This window comes from Arthrobacter sp. Z1-9, from assembly GCF_054792695.1.
Window position 1 is genome coordinate 2,138,482 of sequence record NZ_CP096456.1, and the last position, 14,872, is coordinate 2,153,353.

The window sequence follows — 14,872 nt, forward strand, 5'->3', positions numbered from 1 at the left end:
GCTAAGGTCTTAATAGAAGCGCAGGAAGGGGCTGATACATCATGGAGACGCCAAACCAGGACTCCGGACGTACACCGGCAGAGCAGTCTGCCGCCAACGACCTCTCGGTTGCCGACCGCCAGGTCAACATCCTCCGGGACAAGCTCAGGCACATCGACCGGCAGTTGGCTGCGGCAACGCAGAACAATACCAAGCTGGTCACGATGCTCGAGGCCGCGAAAGCCGAGATTCTCCGGCTAAAGAACGCGTTGGACCAGGAAGGACAACCTCCCTACAGCTTCGGCACCATTCTCCAGCTGAACCCGCGGAGGCAGCCTTCGCCGGGCAACAGCGGGCAGGCGGCCACTGAAGAATCAGTGGACATCTTCAACGCCGGCCGGAAAATGCGCGTGGGCATCAGCCCGCTGGTGAGCATCAACCAGCTGGCGGTGGGCCAGGAAGTCCTCCTCAACGAGGCGCTTCTCGTCGTCGCCGGCCTCGGGTATGAGCGTGCAGGCGAACTGGCCACGCTTAAGGAGATGCTTGGCTCGGATCGCGTCCTCGTGGTGGGACGGGCCGATGAGGAGCGGGTGGTCCGGCTTTCCGGTGCGCTGCTGGCCGAAAAGCTCCGGGTGGGCGATGCCCTCTCCATCGATTCGAGGACCGGCTACGCCCTGGAAAAAGTTCCCAGGTCCGAGGTGGAGAACCTGGTGCTGGAAGAGGTCCCCGACATTACCTACGAAGACATCGGCGGGCTGGGGCCGCAGATCGAACAGATCCGCGACGCCGTCGAACTGCCCTTCCTGCACCCGGACCTTTACCGGGAACACGGTTTGAAGGCGCCCAAGGGCATCCTGCTTTACGGCCCTCCCGGCTGCGGTAAAACCCTGATCGCCAAGGCCGTCGCCAATTCGCTTGCCGCCCGTGCAGCGGAGCGCTCCGGAAACGTGGACCTGAAAAGCTACTTCCTGAACATCAAAGGCCCTGAGCTCCTGGATAAGTACGTGGGCGAAACGGAGCGCCACATCCGGCTCATTTTCTCCCGCGCCCGGGAAAAGGCATCAGACGGCAGCCCCGTCGTGGTGTTTTTCGATGAGATGGATTCGCTGTTCCGCACCCGCGGTACGGGGATTTCCTCCGACGTCGAAACAACCATCGTGCCCCAGCTCCTAAGCGAGATCGACGGCGTGGAACGGCTGGACAACGTCATCGTGATCGGCGCGTCCAACCGCGAGGACATGATCGATCCAGCGATCCTCCGGCCCGGCCGCCTGGATGTCAAAGTGAAAATCCACCGCCCGGATGCCGAGGCTGCTGCGGACATCTTTAACAAGTACATCACTCCGGACCTGCCGTTCCACGAGTCCGACCTCGCCGAGCACAACGGCGACGTCCAGGCGACTGTGGACGCCATGGTCCAGCGGACGGTGGAAGCCATGTACTCCACGGACAAGTCCAACGAGTTCCTGGAAGTCACGTACGCGAACGGTGACACCGAAATGCTGTACTTCAAGGACTTCAACTCCGGCGCCGTGGTGCAGAACGTGGTGGACCGGGCGAAAAAGTACGCCATCAAGGATCTGCTGACCACGCATCAGAAGGGGCTGCGGATCGAGCACCTGCTGCGCGCCGTGGTGGACGAGTTCCGCGAACACGAAGACATGCCCAACACCACCAATCCAGACGACTGGGCGCGGATCTCCGGCAAGAAGGGTGAACGGATCACTTACATCCGCACCATCGTCCAGGGCAAGGCCGGCCAGGAGCCTGGAAAGTCGATCGAAACAATGCCGAGCACAGGGCAGTATCTATGACGGCTGCGCCGGAACCCGCCGCCGGGGGAGGCCTCCCCGTGGGCGGGGCCTTGCGGGTCATGGGAGCAGAAACCGAATACGGCATCCATGCACCGACCGCCCCGTCGGCGAACGCCACCATGATGAGCGCGAGGGTGGTCCAGGCCTACGCCCAGGTAACGCGCCAGCGTGCCGCAGGCGGGGCCGAAACCCGGTGGGACTACACGGACGAGGAACCCCTCCATGACGCCCGGGGCTGGACGGTGGACAGGGGATCCGCCCACCCCAGCCAGCTGACCGACCAGCCGCCGGTTTTGGACGCGGAAGCTGTTGCGCTGGCCTATGGCCGGGAGGAACTGGAACTCGACGGGCAGGACGAGTCCGGCACCCTCCTGATGAACATGGTCCTGGGCAACGGGGCCAGGTTGTACGTAGACCACGCCCATCCGGAGTATTCAAGCCCGGAGGTGACGAACCCCCGTGACGCCGTCAAGTGGGACGCCGCGGGCGACCTCGTGGCGCTGGCAACCGTGCGGCGGCTGGCTGCAGACCCCGACCTGCCGCCGGTCAATCTGTACAAGAACAACACCGACAACAAATCGGTGTCCTACGGGTCCCACGAGAACTACCTCATGCCCCGCTCCGTTCCGTTCGGGGATATTGTCCGCGGACTGACGCCCTTTTTCATCAGCCGGCAGATCCTCTGCGGGTCCGGCCGGGTAGGGATCGGGCAGGACGCTTCCACCCCCGGCTACCAGATCAGCCAGCGGGCTGATTTTTTTGAAGCCGAAGTGGGCCTCGAAACCACCATCCGGCGTCCCATCATCAACACCCGCGACGAGCCGCACTCCACCGCCGACAAATACCGCCGCCTGCATGTCATCATCGGTGATGCCAACCTCAGCCAGGTCTCCAACTACCTGAAGTTCGGGACTACGGCCATGGTCCTCAGCCTCATCGAAGCGGGGCTCGCGCCAAAGATTGAGGTTTACGAACCGGTTGCGGCCCTGCAGACCGTCAGCCACGACACCTCCCTCACTGCGTCACTTCGGCTGCTGGACGGCAGGCGTGTCACAGCCCTTGACCTCCAATGGATGTACCACGAAGCCGCGGCAAAGCTGGCGCAGGACACCGGGGTCGGCGATGCCATGGACGGCGATGGCCATACCCATGACGTCCTGGACCGGTGGGCCACCGTCCTCACCCAGCTGGACGGCGACCGCGCAGCCGCTGCCCGCTCGGTGGAGTGGGTCGCGAAGCTCTCGCTCCTTGAGGGCTACCGGGAACGCGACGGCCTGGAGTGGAACGACGCCCGGCTTGGGCTGGTTGACCTTCAGTGGGCCGACATCAGGCCCGAAAAAGGCCTCTATTACCGCTTCCTGGCCAGGAACCGCGTGGACAGGATTGTCGACGACGGCGCCATAGCAGCCGCGGTGGGCGAGCCGCCGCCGGACACCCGCGCGTTCTTCCGCGGCAAGTGCATCAGCAGCTTTGGCAAGGACGTCGTGGGGGCCAGCTGGGACTCGGTCATCTTCGACGTCCCGGGCTACGGCAGGCTTCAGCGCGTGCCCACCCGGGAACCCCTCCGGGGAACCAAAGCCCTGACCGGAGCGTTGTTTGATCGCTACCGGGAAGCGGGTCCGTTCCTCGCGGAGCTCCTGGGACACAACACCGCTCCGCCTGCGGCATAAACCGCGCCGGAAGGCCCGCATCGTGGCAGGATTGGCATATCGGAGGATCCGCCGGATCCGACGGCAGGAAAGGGAGAGGTAACAATGGCAGGCCAGGAGCAGCAGCAGCCGCAATCGCGCGACAGCCAGGTCGACGAGGACATTCCCGAGGCCCCGCCGGCGCCGCCTGAAGCGCAGGCATCAGCATCAACCGAAGGCGTGGATGACCTCCTCGACGAGATCGACGGAGTGCTCGAATCCAACGCCGAGGAGTTCGTGCGCGCCTTCGTCCAAAAAGGCGGCCAGTAACCCGGACCCGGTGGGTGGCGGAAGCCGCGGACGGCCGGAATCTGTACAGATGTTGAAGAACCACGTTCAAGGAGTGCATGAGTGCAGGAATCAACCGCCAACCAGGTAGCCGCCAACGCCACCTCGTCCTTTACGGAACATCTGCAGCGGGACCGGCCAGAACTCCTGCCGTACAACAGGGGATTCCAGGGCGCCGCGCCCGGGACCCCGCCGCTGCAGGTTCCGCATGCCACCACCATTGTGGCGATGAGCTACGCCGGCGGGGTACTGATGGCGGGGGACCGGCGGGCCACCATGGGGAACGTGATTGCCAGCAGGCACATCGAGAAGGTCTTCCCCGCTGACCGCTACTCCGTCCTGGGAATCGCCGGCACTGCCGGGATAGCCATTGACCTTACCCGGCTGTTCCAGGTGGAACTGGAACACTACGAGAAGATCGAGGGCACCCTCCTCAGCCTGGAGGGCAAAGCCAACAGGCTGGGAGCGATGATCCGCGGCAATCTGCCCCTCGCCATGCAGGGACTCGCCGTGGTGCCGCTCTTTGCCGGCTTCGACACCAGTGCCGGCGTGGGAAGGCTTTTTTCCTATGACGTCACCGGGGGCAGGTACGAGGAACACGAGCACCATACGGTCGGCTCCGGTTCTGTCTTTGCCCGCGGCGCACTCAAAAAGCTGTGGCGTCCAAACCTGAGCGAGGCTGAAGCCGTGTCTGTCGCCGTCGAAGCCCTCTACGACGCTGCCGACGACGATTCCGCCACCGGCGGACCGGATACCGTCCGGAAGCTTTGGCCGGTCATTTACACGGTGGACAGGTCCGGTGCACGGCGGGTAGCCGAGAACGTGCTCGCGGCCGCCGCCGGACATGTCATCGAGGCCCGCACCAACGCCGGACGGGAGGCCTGAGATGACCCAGCAGTTTTACGTATCGCCAGAGCAGCTGATGAAGGACCGCGCGGATTTCGCGCGGAAGGGAATAGCCCGGGGCAGGTCAGTTGCGGTCATCAGCTGCGCGGACGGCATCGCCCTGGTGGCCGAAAACCCCTCCCCGTCCCTGCATAAGATCGGCGAGATTTACGACAAGATCGCCTTCGCGGCTGTCGGCAAATACAACGAATTCGAAAGCCTCCGGCAGGCCGGGGTCCGGTATGCGGATGTCCGGGGCTACTCCTACGACCGCGAGGACGTTACAGCCCGCGGCCTCGCCAGCGTCTATGCACAAAGCCTCGGCGCGGTCTTCACCGCCGAGCAGAAGCCATTTGAGGTTGAACTCGCAGTAGCGGAGGTAGGTCCCACCCAGGCCGAGGACCATCTCTACCGCCTGACTTTTGACGGTTCCATTGCCGACGAACACCAGTTCGTCGTGATGGGCGGCCAGGCAGACAAAGTTTCCTCTGCCATAGAGGAGGGCTGGCGCAGTTCGCTTAGCTTTGCGGACGCCCTGCGGCTTGCCATGGCCGCACTGGTTCCCGCGGCTGAGACCGGCGACCAGCCGAAAGCATTGCCTGTAAAGGCCGTGGAAGTTGCCGTCCTGGACAGATCTTCGGAGAGCTCGCGGGGCTCGCGGCGTGCCTTCCGCCGGCTTGACGACGCAGACATCACTGCACTGCTGGCCTAGGAGGAAACATGGACAAGAGAATCTTCGGTATCGAAACGGAATTCGGGATTTCGTATTCCAGCCCCGACTCGAGGCCTCTTGCCCCGGAGGAGGTGGCCCGGTACCTCTTCCGCAAGGTGGTCAGCTGGGGCCGTTCATCCAACGTCTTCCTCACCAATGGCTCCAGGCTGTACCTTGACGTCGGATCCCACCCCGAATACGCGACGGCCGAGTGCGATGACCTCGCCCAGTTGATCTCCCACGACCGTGCCGGAGAGCTGATCCTCGACGACCTCGTGGACGAGGCGCAGGCCCGCCTCGCGGCGGAGGGCTTCAACGGCACGGTGTACCTGTTCAAGAACAACACGGACTCCGCCGGGAACTCCTACGGCAGCCACGAGAATTACCTGATTCCCCGCCGCGGTGAATTTTCCCGGCTGGCCGAGATCCTGATTCCCTTCCTGGTCACCCGCCAACTCATCGCCGGCGCCGGGAAAATCCTCAAGACCCCGCACGGGGCCACCTTCGCCTTCTCCCAGCGGGCTGACCATATCTGGGAAGGGGTCTCCTCGGCCACCACGCGGTCCCGGCCCATCATCAACACCCGTGACGAACCGCACGCGGATGCCGAGTTCTACCGCCGGCTGCATGTGATCGTCGGCGATTCGAACATGTCCGAAGCCACGGCGCTGATGAAGGTGGGCACGGTTGACCTGGTCCTGAGGATGATAGAGGCCGGGGTCATCATGCGGGACATGAGAATGGAAAACCCCATCCGCAGCATCCGCGAAATTTCCCACGACCTCAGCGGCCGGGCACTGGTGCGCCTTGCCAACGGACGCCAGCTCACGGCGCTGGAGATCCAGCAGGAGTACTTGACCAAAGTAACTGCCTTCGTCAAAGAGCACGGCGCCCACAACCCCCACGTCCCGGTGATCCTGGACCTCTGGGAACGTACATTGAAGGCCATTGAAAGCGGCGACACCCGCAGCATCGACACCGAGATTGACTGGGCCATTAAAAAGAAGTTGATGGACAACTACCGGGAACGCCACGGGCTCGGCCTGGACGCGCCGCGGATAGCGCAGCTCGACCTGACGTACCATGACATCTCCCGCAGCCGCGGCCTCTACTACCTGCTTCAGGGCCGCGGGGCAGTCCGGCGGATCGTCGATGACACGGTTATCAAGGACGCTGTCGACGCGCCACCGCAGACCACCCGGGCGAAACTGCGCGGAGACTTTGTCCGGCGGGCACAGGAGTTGGGCCGGGACTACACGGTGGACTGGGTGCACCTGAAACTGAACGACCGGGCACACCAGACCATTCTGTGCAAGGATCCCTTCCGGAGCGTCGATGATCGCGTGGATGCCCTTCTGGACTCTATGGGCTGACACCCAGCTTCACGGGCTATTCTGGATAGGGTCCTTTAAAGGTCCTGCCGCGGTGCCGCCCGCCAAGTTGCGGACCACCGCCTCCATCTTGCCCCGACGAAAGTTCTCTTACGTGCGCCGACTACTAGCAATCCTTCTTCCCGCCTTGCTGCTGTTGACCGCCTGCGGCGGTTCGACGGCAGAGCCGGAACCCACCAGCAAGTCCGCTGGCGAGACTGCAAAGTTCGACTCCCTCAAACTGACCGACAACGGGGACAAAAAAGCTCCGGGCGTGGAGTTCGCCAAGCCCCTGGAAGTGGCAGAACCGAGCATCAAAGTGGTCACCGAGGGCAACGGCGACCGGGTGAAGGCGAACCAGATCGCCAACATCTCCATCCTCGCCCTGAACGGCGCCGACGGGTCAACGCTCGAGGACACGTTCCCCAACGAGCCCGAACCCCTGGAACTCAACGAGGAGCTGAAGACCGGCAGCGAGGTCATCTACAACGCGTTTGTTGGCGCAAAAGTAGGTTCCAGCCTTGCACTCGCCGTACCGGGCCAGCAGGGCGCAGCCGCACCCAGCCCCTCCGACGGTGCCAGCCCGGGCCCGTCCGCCGCAGCACAGCCCACACAGCTGCTCATTATCAAAATCCTCTCGGCCACCGACGTGGCTCCTGTCCTTGAGAAGCCCGAAGGAGAGACCGTCACCCCGCCGGCTGGCCTGCCCACCGTAACTGAGAAGGACGGCATCCCCGAGATCTCCGTCGAAGGAGTGGCAGCACCCACCGCGCTCGTCTCCCAGGACCTCATCAAGGGCAACGGCGCCACCGTCAAGGAATCCGACACCCTGACCGTCAACTACGTGGGCGTCACCCTGGTGGGCGGAACGAAATTCGACTCGAGCTTCGACCGTGGCGAACCCGCCTCCTTCCCGCTTACCGGCGTCATCAAGGGCTGGACCCAGGGCCTGGCCGGCAAGACCGTGGGCTCCCGCGTCCTGCTGGTCATCCCCAAGGACCTGGCCTACGGCGACGCCGGCCAGGGCGAAGCCAAGGGCGATCTTGTCTTCGTAGTGGACATCCTCGGAGCCAAGTAGCAACAATGGCAACAGGCCCGGCCCCCGCCGAGGCATCAAGAAGCACACCACCTACAGGACACCAAGGAGCAACCATGTCTTTTGGACAGCGGGAATTTGACCGCCAGAAGCCCGAGATCGACTTCCCCGAGGGCGACGTCCCCACAGAACTCGTCATCACCGACCTCATCGAGGGGGACGGCCGCGAAGCCAAGGCCGGAGACACCGTTTCCACCCACTACGTCGGAGTTGCCTGGTCCACCGGTGAGGAATTCGACGCCTCCTGGGGCCGCGGCGCGCCGCTGGACTTCCGGGTGGGAGTCGGACAGGTCATCCAGGGCTGGGACCAGGGCCTCCTGGGCATGAAGGTAGGCGGCCGCCGCCGCCTGGAAATCCCCTCCGAGCTTGCCTACGGTTCCCGTGGCGCCGGCGGAGCCATTGCACCCAACGAAGCCCTGATCTTTGTGGTTGACCTCGTGGGCGTCCGCTGACCCAGCTGTACCCATCCGACGCCGGGGCGCGGCAGCAACAGAACCACTACATCCTGTTGCTGCTGCGCTTCTGCGTTATGGCGTGGAGTTTAGTAACGTAACGAGGGTGTCCGCATCCCGTACTGAACGTCTCCTGAACCTCCTGATCGCCCTGCTCAACACGAGGTACGGCCTGCGCCGCAGTGAGCTGCGCGACACGATCTACCGCGACACCCCCGGCAACGAGGCATCCTTCGGCCGCATGTTCGAACGGGACAAAAGCGATCTTCGCAAGTTCGGGTTCGACGTCGAAACGCTGACCGACATGGGCTGGAGCGAGGACGATCCCGCCACCACCCGCTACCGGATCGGTAAAGAATCCAACCGCCTGCCGGACGTCCAGCTCGGGCCGGAGGAGTGGACAGTACTACTTCTCGCCTCCCAACTGTGGGAGCGCGCAGCGCTGGGCACCGCCGCCCAGAGCGCATTGCGGAAGCTCCAGGCGTCCGGCGCGATGGCCGACGTCCAACTGCCCGCAGGGGTCCAGCCCCGGATCAAACCCGCCGGCCAGGCCTTCGACGACCTTGTTGCGGCGATGCACGCCAAGCACCCCGTCACGTTTACCTACTTAGCCGGCAGTACCGGAACAGAGGAACAACGGACGGTTGAGCCGTGGGGTTTGGGAAGCCGCTTCGGACACTGGTACCTCGCGGGCTATGACAGGGCCCGGAAGGCACCCCGCCATTTCCGGCTGTCCCGCTTCACCAGCGCGGTGGCCACCCTCGAACGGGAGCAATTCACGCCTCCGCGCGACTTCAACATCCGCCAGGAGCTGGACCGCCTGCCGGAGCTGCCGCTGCGCACCGCCGTCGTGGACGTGCTGAAAGGGCGCCTGCTGGCACTCCGCCGCCGAGCTGCGGTACAGGACGTTGCGTCCGACGACGCACAAGGCAGCGCCGCAAGCCAGCCGGAAGCGGGCTACGAGCGGATCAGCGTACAGTACCGGGACCCGCAGGTCCTGGCAGAAGAGCTCGCTTCCTACGGCCCTGACGCCCTCGCCGTGGCTCCCGGCGAACTGGTCGACGCCGTCCGGCGCAGGCTTCGCGCCGCAGCAACATTCAGCGCCGCCCCTGTTCCCGCATACCGGTTCGGGACCGCTCCCGCCCGGCCGGCCCGCGCGCGGACCTCGGAGGACCAGCTCAAGCGGATGCTCCAACTGGTGCCCTTCCTGGTGCACAACCAGGGACTGCACATCCAGGAAGTCGCGGATCGCTTCGGCGTCAGCAGGAAGGAACTCGAGGATGATCTGCAAATCCTCATCTGTTCAGGCCTTCCGGAGGGATACCCCGATGACCTGCTGGACATCCAGTGGGAGGACGACCACGTCTACATCACCCAGGACCTGGACCTGACCAAACCCGTCCGCTTCACCGTGGAGGAAGCCTGTGCCCTCCTGACCGGCCTGGAGACGCTCAACGGCCTGCCGGAGGTGGCAGAGGGCGGCGCCCTGGAATCAGTGACGCTCAAGCTCCTGGCCGCCGCCGGCGAGGAGGGGCTCCGGGCAGCTTCACTTGCCGGGCCGGAGGTCGCCCCGGCAGATGCCGCAACGCACGCCACAGTACGGCAGGCCATCGAGTCGGGGTCCCAGCTGCGCCTGACCTACCTCGCCCCGCAGCGGGACAGCGTCTCGGAGCGGGACGTTGACCCGCTCCGCCTTTATTCGCTGGACAACATCTGGTACGTCGAGGCCTACTGCCATTCCGTGGAAGGGCTGCGGAACTTCCGGCTGGACCGCATCCAGGACACCCACCCGAACGGGCGGCCCGTGCCGGCCGGGACCACCCCTGCCAAGGGGGTCCCGGCGAAGCTCTTCACGGCCAGGGATGACGATACAACCGTCACCGTCCAGCTCACCCGGCAGGGGAGGGGGCTGGCTGCGGACTATTACGCCGAACGTACGGCAGAGCTCGACGACGGCGGGCTGGTAGCTGACATCCGGTTCGGCAACACCGCATGGCTTCCGATGTTCGTGGCCCAGCATGGCGGTTCCGCCCGCATCCTGGCGCCCACGGAGCTGGCCGACGCAGCCCGCACGTGGCTGGCGGCGTCCCTGGCCAGGTACGGCGGCTAGACTTCTCAGCATGCCTTGGTGGTCCTGGATCCTGATATGGGTGGCGCTCGTTGCGCTCTCGCTGCTCCTCTATGTCCTTTTGGGCATCCGACTGTTCCGGCAGTTCATGGCGACCATGAAGGACCTGGGGGCAGCCGGTGAAAAATTGGGGCACCTGGGCCCCGTCGAGCAGCCGGACGAAGCCCGGGATCCGGCCAGGCCGCAGCCAGGTTCTTCGGTTTTTGCCTCCCCGACCGTCATGCGACATGATTACGAGGCATCCAAGTCGTTCCGACGGGAAGAACGCCGCCTCAAGAGAGTGCAGCGCAAGACGGACCGGGGTCAGCCGCAGGCGCTGGGCGATCTGGAGTTCACCTCGAAGTAAAATGTATTGAGACGAAAGGATTTCCCGTGGGAAGACTCTTTGATGGCCCCTGGCCCATCGTAATTATCATCGTTGTCGCTTTGCTTCTTTTTGCCGCGCCCAAACTTCCTGCCATGGCACGCAGCCTCGGCCAGTCCATGCGGATCATCAAATCCGAGGTCAAGGAAATGAAGAACGACGGCAAGACCGACTCCACTGACGCCTCCGGTCCGGTGGAAGGCACGATCGTCAACCACCCTAAGGCAACCCCCGGCGAGCCGACAGACGGCACTGACGTTCCGCCGTCGAACCGCGCCTGACCCCCAGTGGCACTGTCGCGGGCCCGTAAAGCCAACCCCGAGGGGCGGATGGCTCTTTGGGACCACCTCAAAGAGCTGAAAAACAGGCTGATCAAGTCGGCCATCGGTGTCGTCATCGGCGGCATCGGGGGATGGATACTTTACGATCCGCTGCTGAAGGCACTGGCGGAACCGGTGACCCGCATCTCGGAGCAAACCGGCGGGCTGGCCGCGATCAACTTCGGAAGCATCGCTTCGCCGTTCGACTTCAAGCTTCAAATGTCACTCCTGATCGGCGTGGTTATCTCGAGCCCGATCTGGATCTACCAGCTGTGGGCCTTCATCACCCCCGGACTCACCTCGAAGGAGCGCCGGTACACCCTGGGCTACATGGCCGCGGCCGTACCACTGTTTCTTGCAGGTATCTGGGCAGGCTGGCTTGTGGTGCCGCAGGTGGTACACGCACTGACCCAGTTCACGCCCGAGGGATCCTCGAGCGTCATCGATGCCCGTACCTACATTGAGTTCGTGACCCGGATGGTCCTGGTGCTGGGCATCGCCTTCCTGGTCCCGGTAGTGCTGGTGGGCATCAACATGGCCGGCGTCATTTCCGGCCAGACCATCCTCAAGGCCTGGCGGATCACCGTGTTCCTGGTGTTCGTCCTTGCTGCCATAGCTGCCCCGGGCGCCGACGCCATTTCCATGTTCATGCTCGCGGGCCCGCTGCTGGTGCTGTTTTTCGCAGCCATCGGCATCTGCCTCATGAATGACAAGCGCAGGGAACGCCGCCAAGCCAAGCGCCTGGCCGAAACTGATGCCACAGCAGACATCGCCACTCCGGGAAGTGAGCTGAAGAACCTCTAAGCTCCTATTAGGCTTGGGGTATGTCCTCCACCGACGGTTCGTTTCAGCCCAGGCCATTCTCTCCCGGTCCCGGTGATCCCGAAGAGCTCTCACCGGCCGAGAGGTACCGCCTCAGTGCCGAACGGAGGGCGGAGGCAGCCACCTACCTCGGCGCCTTCTCCCGCACTCTGGACTTCGAGCTGGACGACTTCCAGCGGCAGGCCTGCCGCTCCCTGCAGGAAGGCAGGGGCGTGCTCGTTGCAGCGCCCACCGGGGCCGGCAAAACCATTGTTGGCGAGTTCGCGATCTACCTCGCGCTCGAGCGGGGCCTGAAGGCTTTTTACACCACACCCATCAAGGCGCTGAGCAACCAGAAGTTCACAGAGCTCAGCGACAAATATGGAGCTGACAGCGTGGGTCTGCTGACCGGTGACACCAGCATCAACGGTGATGCTCCCGTGGTGGTGATGACCACCGAAGTCCTGCGCAACATGCTCTACGCCGACTCGGCAACCCTGGGCGACCTGGGCTACGTGGTGATGGACGAGGTGCACTACCTTGCTGACCGTTTCCGTGGTGCGGTCTGGGAAGAGGTCATCATCCATCTCCCCAGCGAAGTGCAGGTGGCTTCCCTGAGCGCCACAGTCTCCAATGCCGAGGAATTCGGCGCCTGGCTTGATACCGTCCGTGGCGACACGGACATCATTGTTTCCGAGCACCGGCCGGTGCCGCTGTGGCAGCACGTTATGGTGGGCCGCCAGATCATGGACCTCTTTGCCGGGGAAACCACTTTCGACGAGATCGCTCCACCCGTGGACTCCGACGAAGCCCAAGGGGAATCTCCAAAGAACACGTCCAAGAGCCGGGGCTTCGACGTCAACCCCGATCTCCTCACCGTGGCCCGCAGCGAAAGCATGCAGAGCTTCCGTGCCAGGTCTGCCCCCGGCGGCCGCGGCCAGCGCGGCAGGCGCGGGAACGACCGGCCCGGCAGGGGCGGCGACGAACGGGGAGTGCGCCCGGCCAGCCGCCCGCAGGTGATCGCAAGCCTTGACCGCATGGACCTCCTGCCGGCCATCACCTTTATCTTCTCCCGGGCAGGCTGTGACGCTGCCGTCGCCCAGTGCGTCGGTTCCGGGCTGTGGCTGACCACGGAAAAAGAGCAGCGGATCATCGCCGAACGCGTGGACGAGGCCGGCCACGACATCCCCCCGGACGACCTTGACGTTCTGGGCTTCTGGACCTGGCGGGACGGGCTGCTTCGGGGTTTCGCGGCGCACCATGCCGGTATGCTGCCCACCTTCAAGGAGGTGGTGGAAAAGCTCTTCGCGGACGGCCTGGTGAAGGCTGTTTTCGCGACGGAGACTCTTGCCCTCGGCGTCAACATGCCTGCCCGCTCCGTGGTGCTCGAAAAGCTGGACAAGTTCAACGGTGAAGCGCACGTGGACATCACTGCCGGGGAGTACACCCAGCTGACGGGCCGCGCCGGGCGGCGTGGCATCGATGTCGAAGGCCACGCCGTGGTGCTGTGGCAGCCGGGAACGGACCCGACGGCGGTCGCCGGCCTCGCGTCGCGCCGTACCTACCCCCTCAACTCCAGTTTCCGGCCCACGTACAACATGAGCATCAACCTGCTGGCCCAGTTCGGCCGGGTGAGGGCCCGCGAGATCCTGGAGTCCTCCTTTGCGCAGTTCCAGGCGGACCGCTCGGTAGTCGGCTTGGCAAGGCAGGTCCGCAGCCGCGAGGAATCCCTGGCCGGCTATGCGAAGTCGATGACGTGCCACCTCGGGGACTTCACGGAGTACGCCAGGCTGCGGCGGGAACTGTCCGACGCCGAGAACAACACCTCCCGCACGAAGTCACGCGCCCGGAAGTCGCTCAGCGATGATTCGCTGGCACGCCTGCTTCCGGGAGACGTTGTGCACGTTCCGGGCGGACGCGCACCCGGGCCCGCGATTGTGCTGAGCTCCGACCACAGCAGCCGGGAGCCCCGACCGGCCGTGCTGACGCTGGACAACCAGCTGCGCCGCATCGGGACCGATGACCTCGAAGGCCCCATCGCACCGGTGACCCGCATCCGCATCCCCAAGTCCTTCAACGCCAAGGTTCCCAAGTCCCGCCGCGACCTCGCATCATCGGCCCGGAACGCGCTCCGGGAAAACCGGCCGCCTGCCCCCGGCAATAACCGCAACAACGACTTCGGCCTCGCCACGGCCCTGCCGAACCAGGAAAAGCGCATCGCCGACCTTCGCCGTGCCCTCCGCGCGCATCCCTGCCACGGGTGCAGCGAGCGGGAGGACCATGCACGCTGGTCCGAACGCTGGTGGAAGCTCCGGCGGGAAACGGATGGGCTGGTCCGGCAGATCCAGGGCCGGACCAACACCATCGCCAAGACGTTCGACCGGGTCTGCGACGTCCTGTCCTCCTACGGCTACCTCGAACCGACCACCGACGGCAGGCTTATCATCAGCCCGGACGGGCAGCGGCTGCGGCGGATTTACGGCGAGAAGGACCTGCTGATCTCCCAGTCCCTCCGGCTTGGCGCCTTCGAGGACCTTGACGCCGCGGAAGTCGCAGCCCTTGCCAGTGTCCTGGTGTATCAGGCCAAGCGCGAGGACCGGGGGCTGCGCCCGCGGATGCCCAGTGTCTCCCTGGAGACCTCTGTGGACATTGTTGTGCGTGAATGGTCCGCCCTGGAGGACACGGAAGAGGAGAACAAGCTTCCGTTGACGGGCGAGCCCGAACTGGGCCTGGTGTGGCCGATCTACAAGTGGGCGCGCGGCCGGCACTTGCAGGACGTCCTCAGCGGCACCGACCTGGCGGCGGGAGACTTTGTCCGCTGGGTGAAGCAGGTGGTTGACCTGCTGGACCAGCTCGCAAAGATCCCCGACCTGGATCCCCGCCTCGCACGCCTTTGCTCCGACGCGATTTCGCTGATCCGGCGCGGCGTCGTGGCCTACTCTTCCGTCCTCTGACCTGCCGCCCGCTGCTGCGGG

At 64.6% G+C, this 14,872-nt stretch carries 13 protein-coding genes; all 13 read left to right on the forward strand.

Going from position 1 to position 14,872, the window contains the following annotated elements; genetic code table 11:
• The first annotated feature begins 41 nt into the window (after nucleotides 1-41).
• Entirely contained in the window at nucleotides 42-1,793 is a 1,752-nt protein-coding gene (gene arc / locus M1D93_RS09835) for a proteasome ATPase (RefSeq protein ID WP_461174891.1), read from the forward strand.
• Nucleotides 1,790-3,463 carry a depupylase/deamidase Dop gene (dop, locus tag M1D93_RS09840; RefSeq protein ID WP_461174892.1) on the forward strand — a complete coding sequence of 558 codons (1,674 nt, stop codon included), beginning with the start codon at nucleotides 1,790-1,792 and terminating at the stop codon, nucleotides 3,461-3,463. The genes arc and dop overlap by 4 nt, the downstream gene beginning before the upstream one ends.
• An 84-nt stretch (nucleotides 3,464-3,547) precedes the next feature.
• Nucleotides 3,548-3,751, forward strand: coding sequence for a ubiquitin-like protein Pup (locus tag M1D93_RS09845; protein ID WP_015937113.1), 204 nt, complete (start codon nucleotides 3,548-3,550; stop codon nucleotides 3,749-3,751).
• 81 nt (nucleotides 3,752-3,832) lie between these two features.
• Complete coding sequence (gene prcB, locus M1D93_RS09850) at nucleotides 3,833-4,654, forward strand: proteasome subunit beta (RefSeq protein ID WP_461174893.1); 822 nt, start codon at nucleotides 3,833-3,835, stop codon at nucleotides 4,652-4,654.
• Between the two features lies 1 nt (nucleotide 4,655).
• Nucleotides 4,656-5,366: a proteasome subunit alpha gene (prcA, locus tag M1D93_RS09855; protein ID WP_461174894.1), complete on the forward strand. Its 711-nt coding sequence runs from the start codon at nucleotides 4,656-4,658 to the stop codon at nucleotides 5,364-5,366.
• An 8-nt stretch (nucleotides 5,367-5,374) separates the two neighbouring features.
• The gene (gene pafA, locus M1D93_RS09860; protein ID WP_461174895.1) at nucleotides 5,375-6,739 is read left to right on the forward strand and encodes a Pup--protein ligase; all 1,365 of its coding nucleotides are present in this window, start codon (nucleotides 5,375-5,377) and stop codon (nucleotides 6,737-6,739) included.
• 112 nt (nucleotides 6,740-6,851) lie between these two features.
• Entirely contained in the window at nucleotides 6,852-7,814 is a 963-nt protein-coding gene (locus M1D93_RS09865; protein ID WP_461174896.1) for an FKBP-type peptidyl-prolyl cis-trans isomerase, read from the forward strand.
• A 74-nt stretch (nucleotides 7,815-7,888) separates the two neighbouring features.
• Nucleotides 7,889-8,284, forward strand: a complete 396-nt coding sequence (locus tag M1D93_RS09870) for an FKBP-type peptidyl-prolyl cis-trans isomerase (protein WP_066275847.1) — start codon at nucleotides 7,889-7,891, stop codon at nucleotides 8,282-8,284.
• A 106-nt stretch (nucleotides 8,285-8,390) separates the two neighbouring features.
• Nucleotides 8,391-10,394, forward strand: coding sequence for a helix-turn-helix transcriptional regulator (locus M1D93_RS09875; RefSeq protein ID WP_461174897.1), 2,004 nt, complete (start codon nucleotides 8,391-8,393; stop codon nucleotides 10,392-10,394).
• A 10-nt stretch (nucleotides 10,395-10,404) separates the two neighbouring features.
• Nucleotides 10,405-10,758, forward strand: a complete 354-nt coding sequence (locus M1D93_RS09880; RefSeq protein WP_461174898.1) for a hypothetical protein — start codon at nucleotides 10,405-10,407, stop codon at nucleotides 10,756-10,758.
• A gap of 26 nt (nucleotides 10,759-10,784) precedes the next feature.
• A complete protein-coding gene (tatA, locus tag M1D93_RS09885; protein ID WP_461174899.1) occupies nucleotides 10,785-11,057 on the forward strand; it encodes a Sec-independent protein translocase subunit TatA in 273 nt (90 codons plus the stop codon).
• 48 nt (nucleotides 11,058-11,105) lie between these two features.
• Nucleotides 11,106-11,900 carry a twin-arginine translocase subunit TatC gene (gene tatC, locus M1D93_RS09890; RefSeq protein ID WP_461174900.1) on the forward strand — a complete coding sequence of 265 codons (795 nt, stop codon included), beginning with the start codon at nucleotides 11,106-11,108 and terminating at the stop codon, nucleotides 11,898-11,900.
• A 20-nt stretch (nucleotides 11,901-11,920) separates the two neighbouring features.
• On the forward strand, nucleotides 11,921-14,851 hold the full coding sequence (locus M1D93_RS09895; RefSeq protein WP_461174901.1) for a DEAD/DEAH box helicase: 2,931 nt from the start codon (nucleotides 11,921-11,923) through the stop codon (nucleotides 14,849-14,851).
• Nucleotides 14,852-14,872: the final 21 nt, after the last annotated feature.

Bases quoted from the DNA above. Each gene is read 5' to 3' on its own strand.
- arc (WP_461174891.1), top strand. From the start codon at position 42: ATGGAGACGCCAAACCAGGACTCCGGACGTACACCGGCAGAGCAGTCT.
- dop (WP_461174892.1), top strand. From the start codon at position 1,790: ATGACGGCTGCGCCGGAACCCGCCGCCGGGGGAGGCCTCCCCGTGGGC.
- M1D93_RS09845 (WP_015937113.1), top strand. From the start codon at position 3,548: ATGGCAGGCCAGGAGCAGCAGCAGCCGCAATCGCGCGACAGCCAGGTC.
- prcA (WP_461174894.1), top strand. From the start codon at position 4,656: ATGACCCAGCAGTTTTACGTATCGCCAGAGCAGCTGATGAAGGACCGC.
- pafA (WP_461174895.1), top strand. From the start codon at position 5,375: ATGGACAAGAGAATCTTCGGTATCGAAACGGAATTCGGGATTTCGTAT.
- M1D93_RS09870 (WP_066275847.1), top strand. From the start codon at position 7,889: ATGTCTTTTGGACAGCGGGAATTTGACCGCCAGAAGCCCGAGATCGAC.
- M1D93_RS09880 (WP_461174898.1), top strand. From the start codon at position 10,405: ATGCCTTGGTGGTCCTGGATCCTGATATGGGTGGCGCTCGTTGCGCTC.
- tatC (WP_461174900.1), top strand. From the start codon at position 11,106: ATGGCTCTTTGGGACCACCTCAAAGAGCTGAAAAACAGGCTGATCAAG.
- M1D93_RS09895 (WP_461174901.1), top strand. From the start codon at position 11,921: ATGTCCTCCACCGACGGTTCGTTTCAGCCCAGGCCATTCTCTCCCGGT.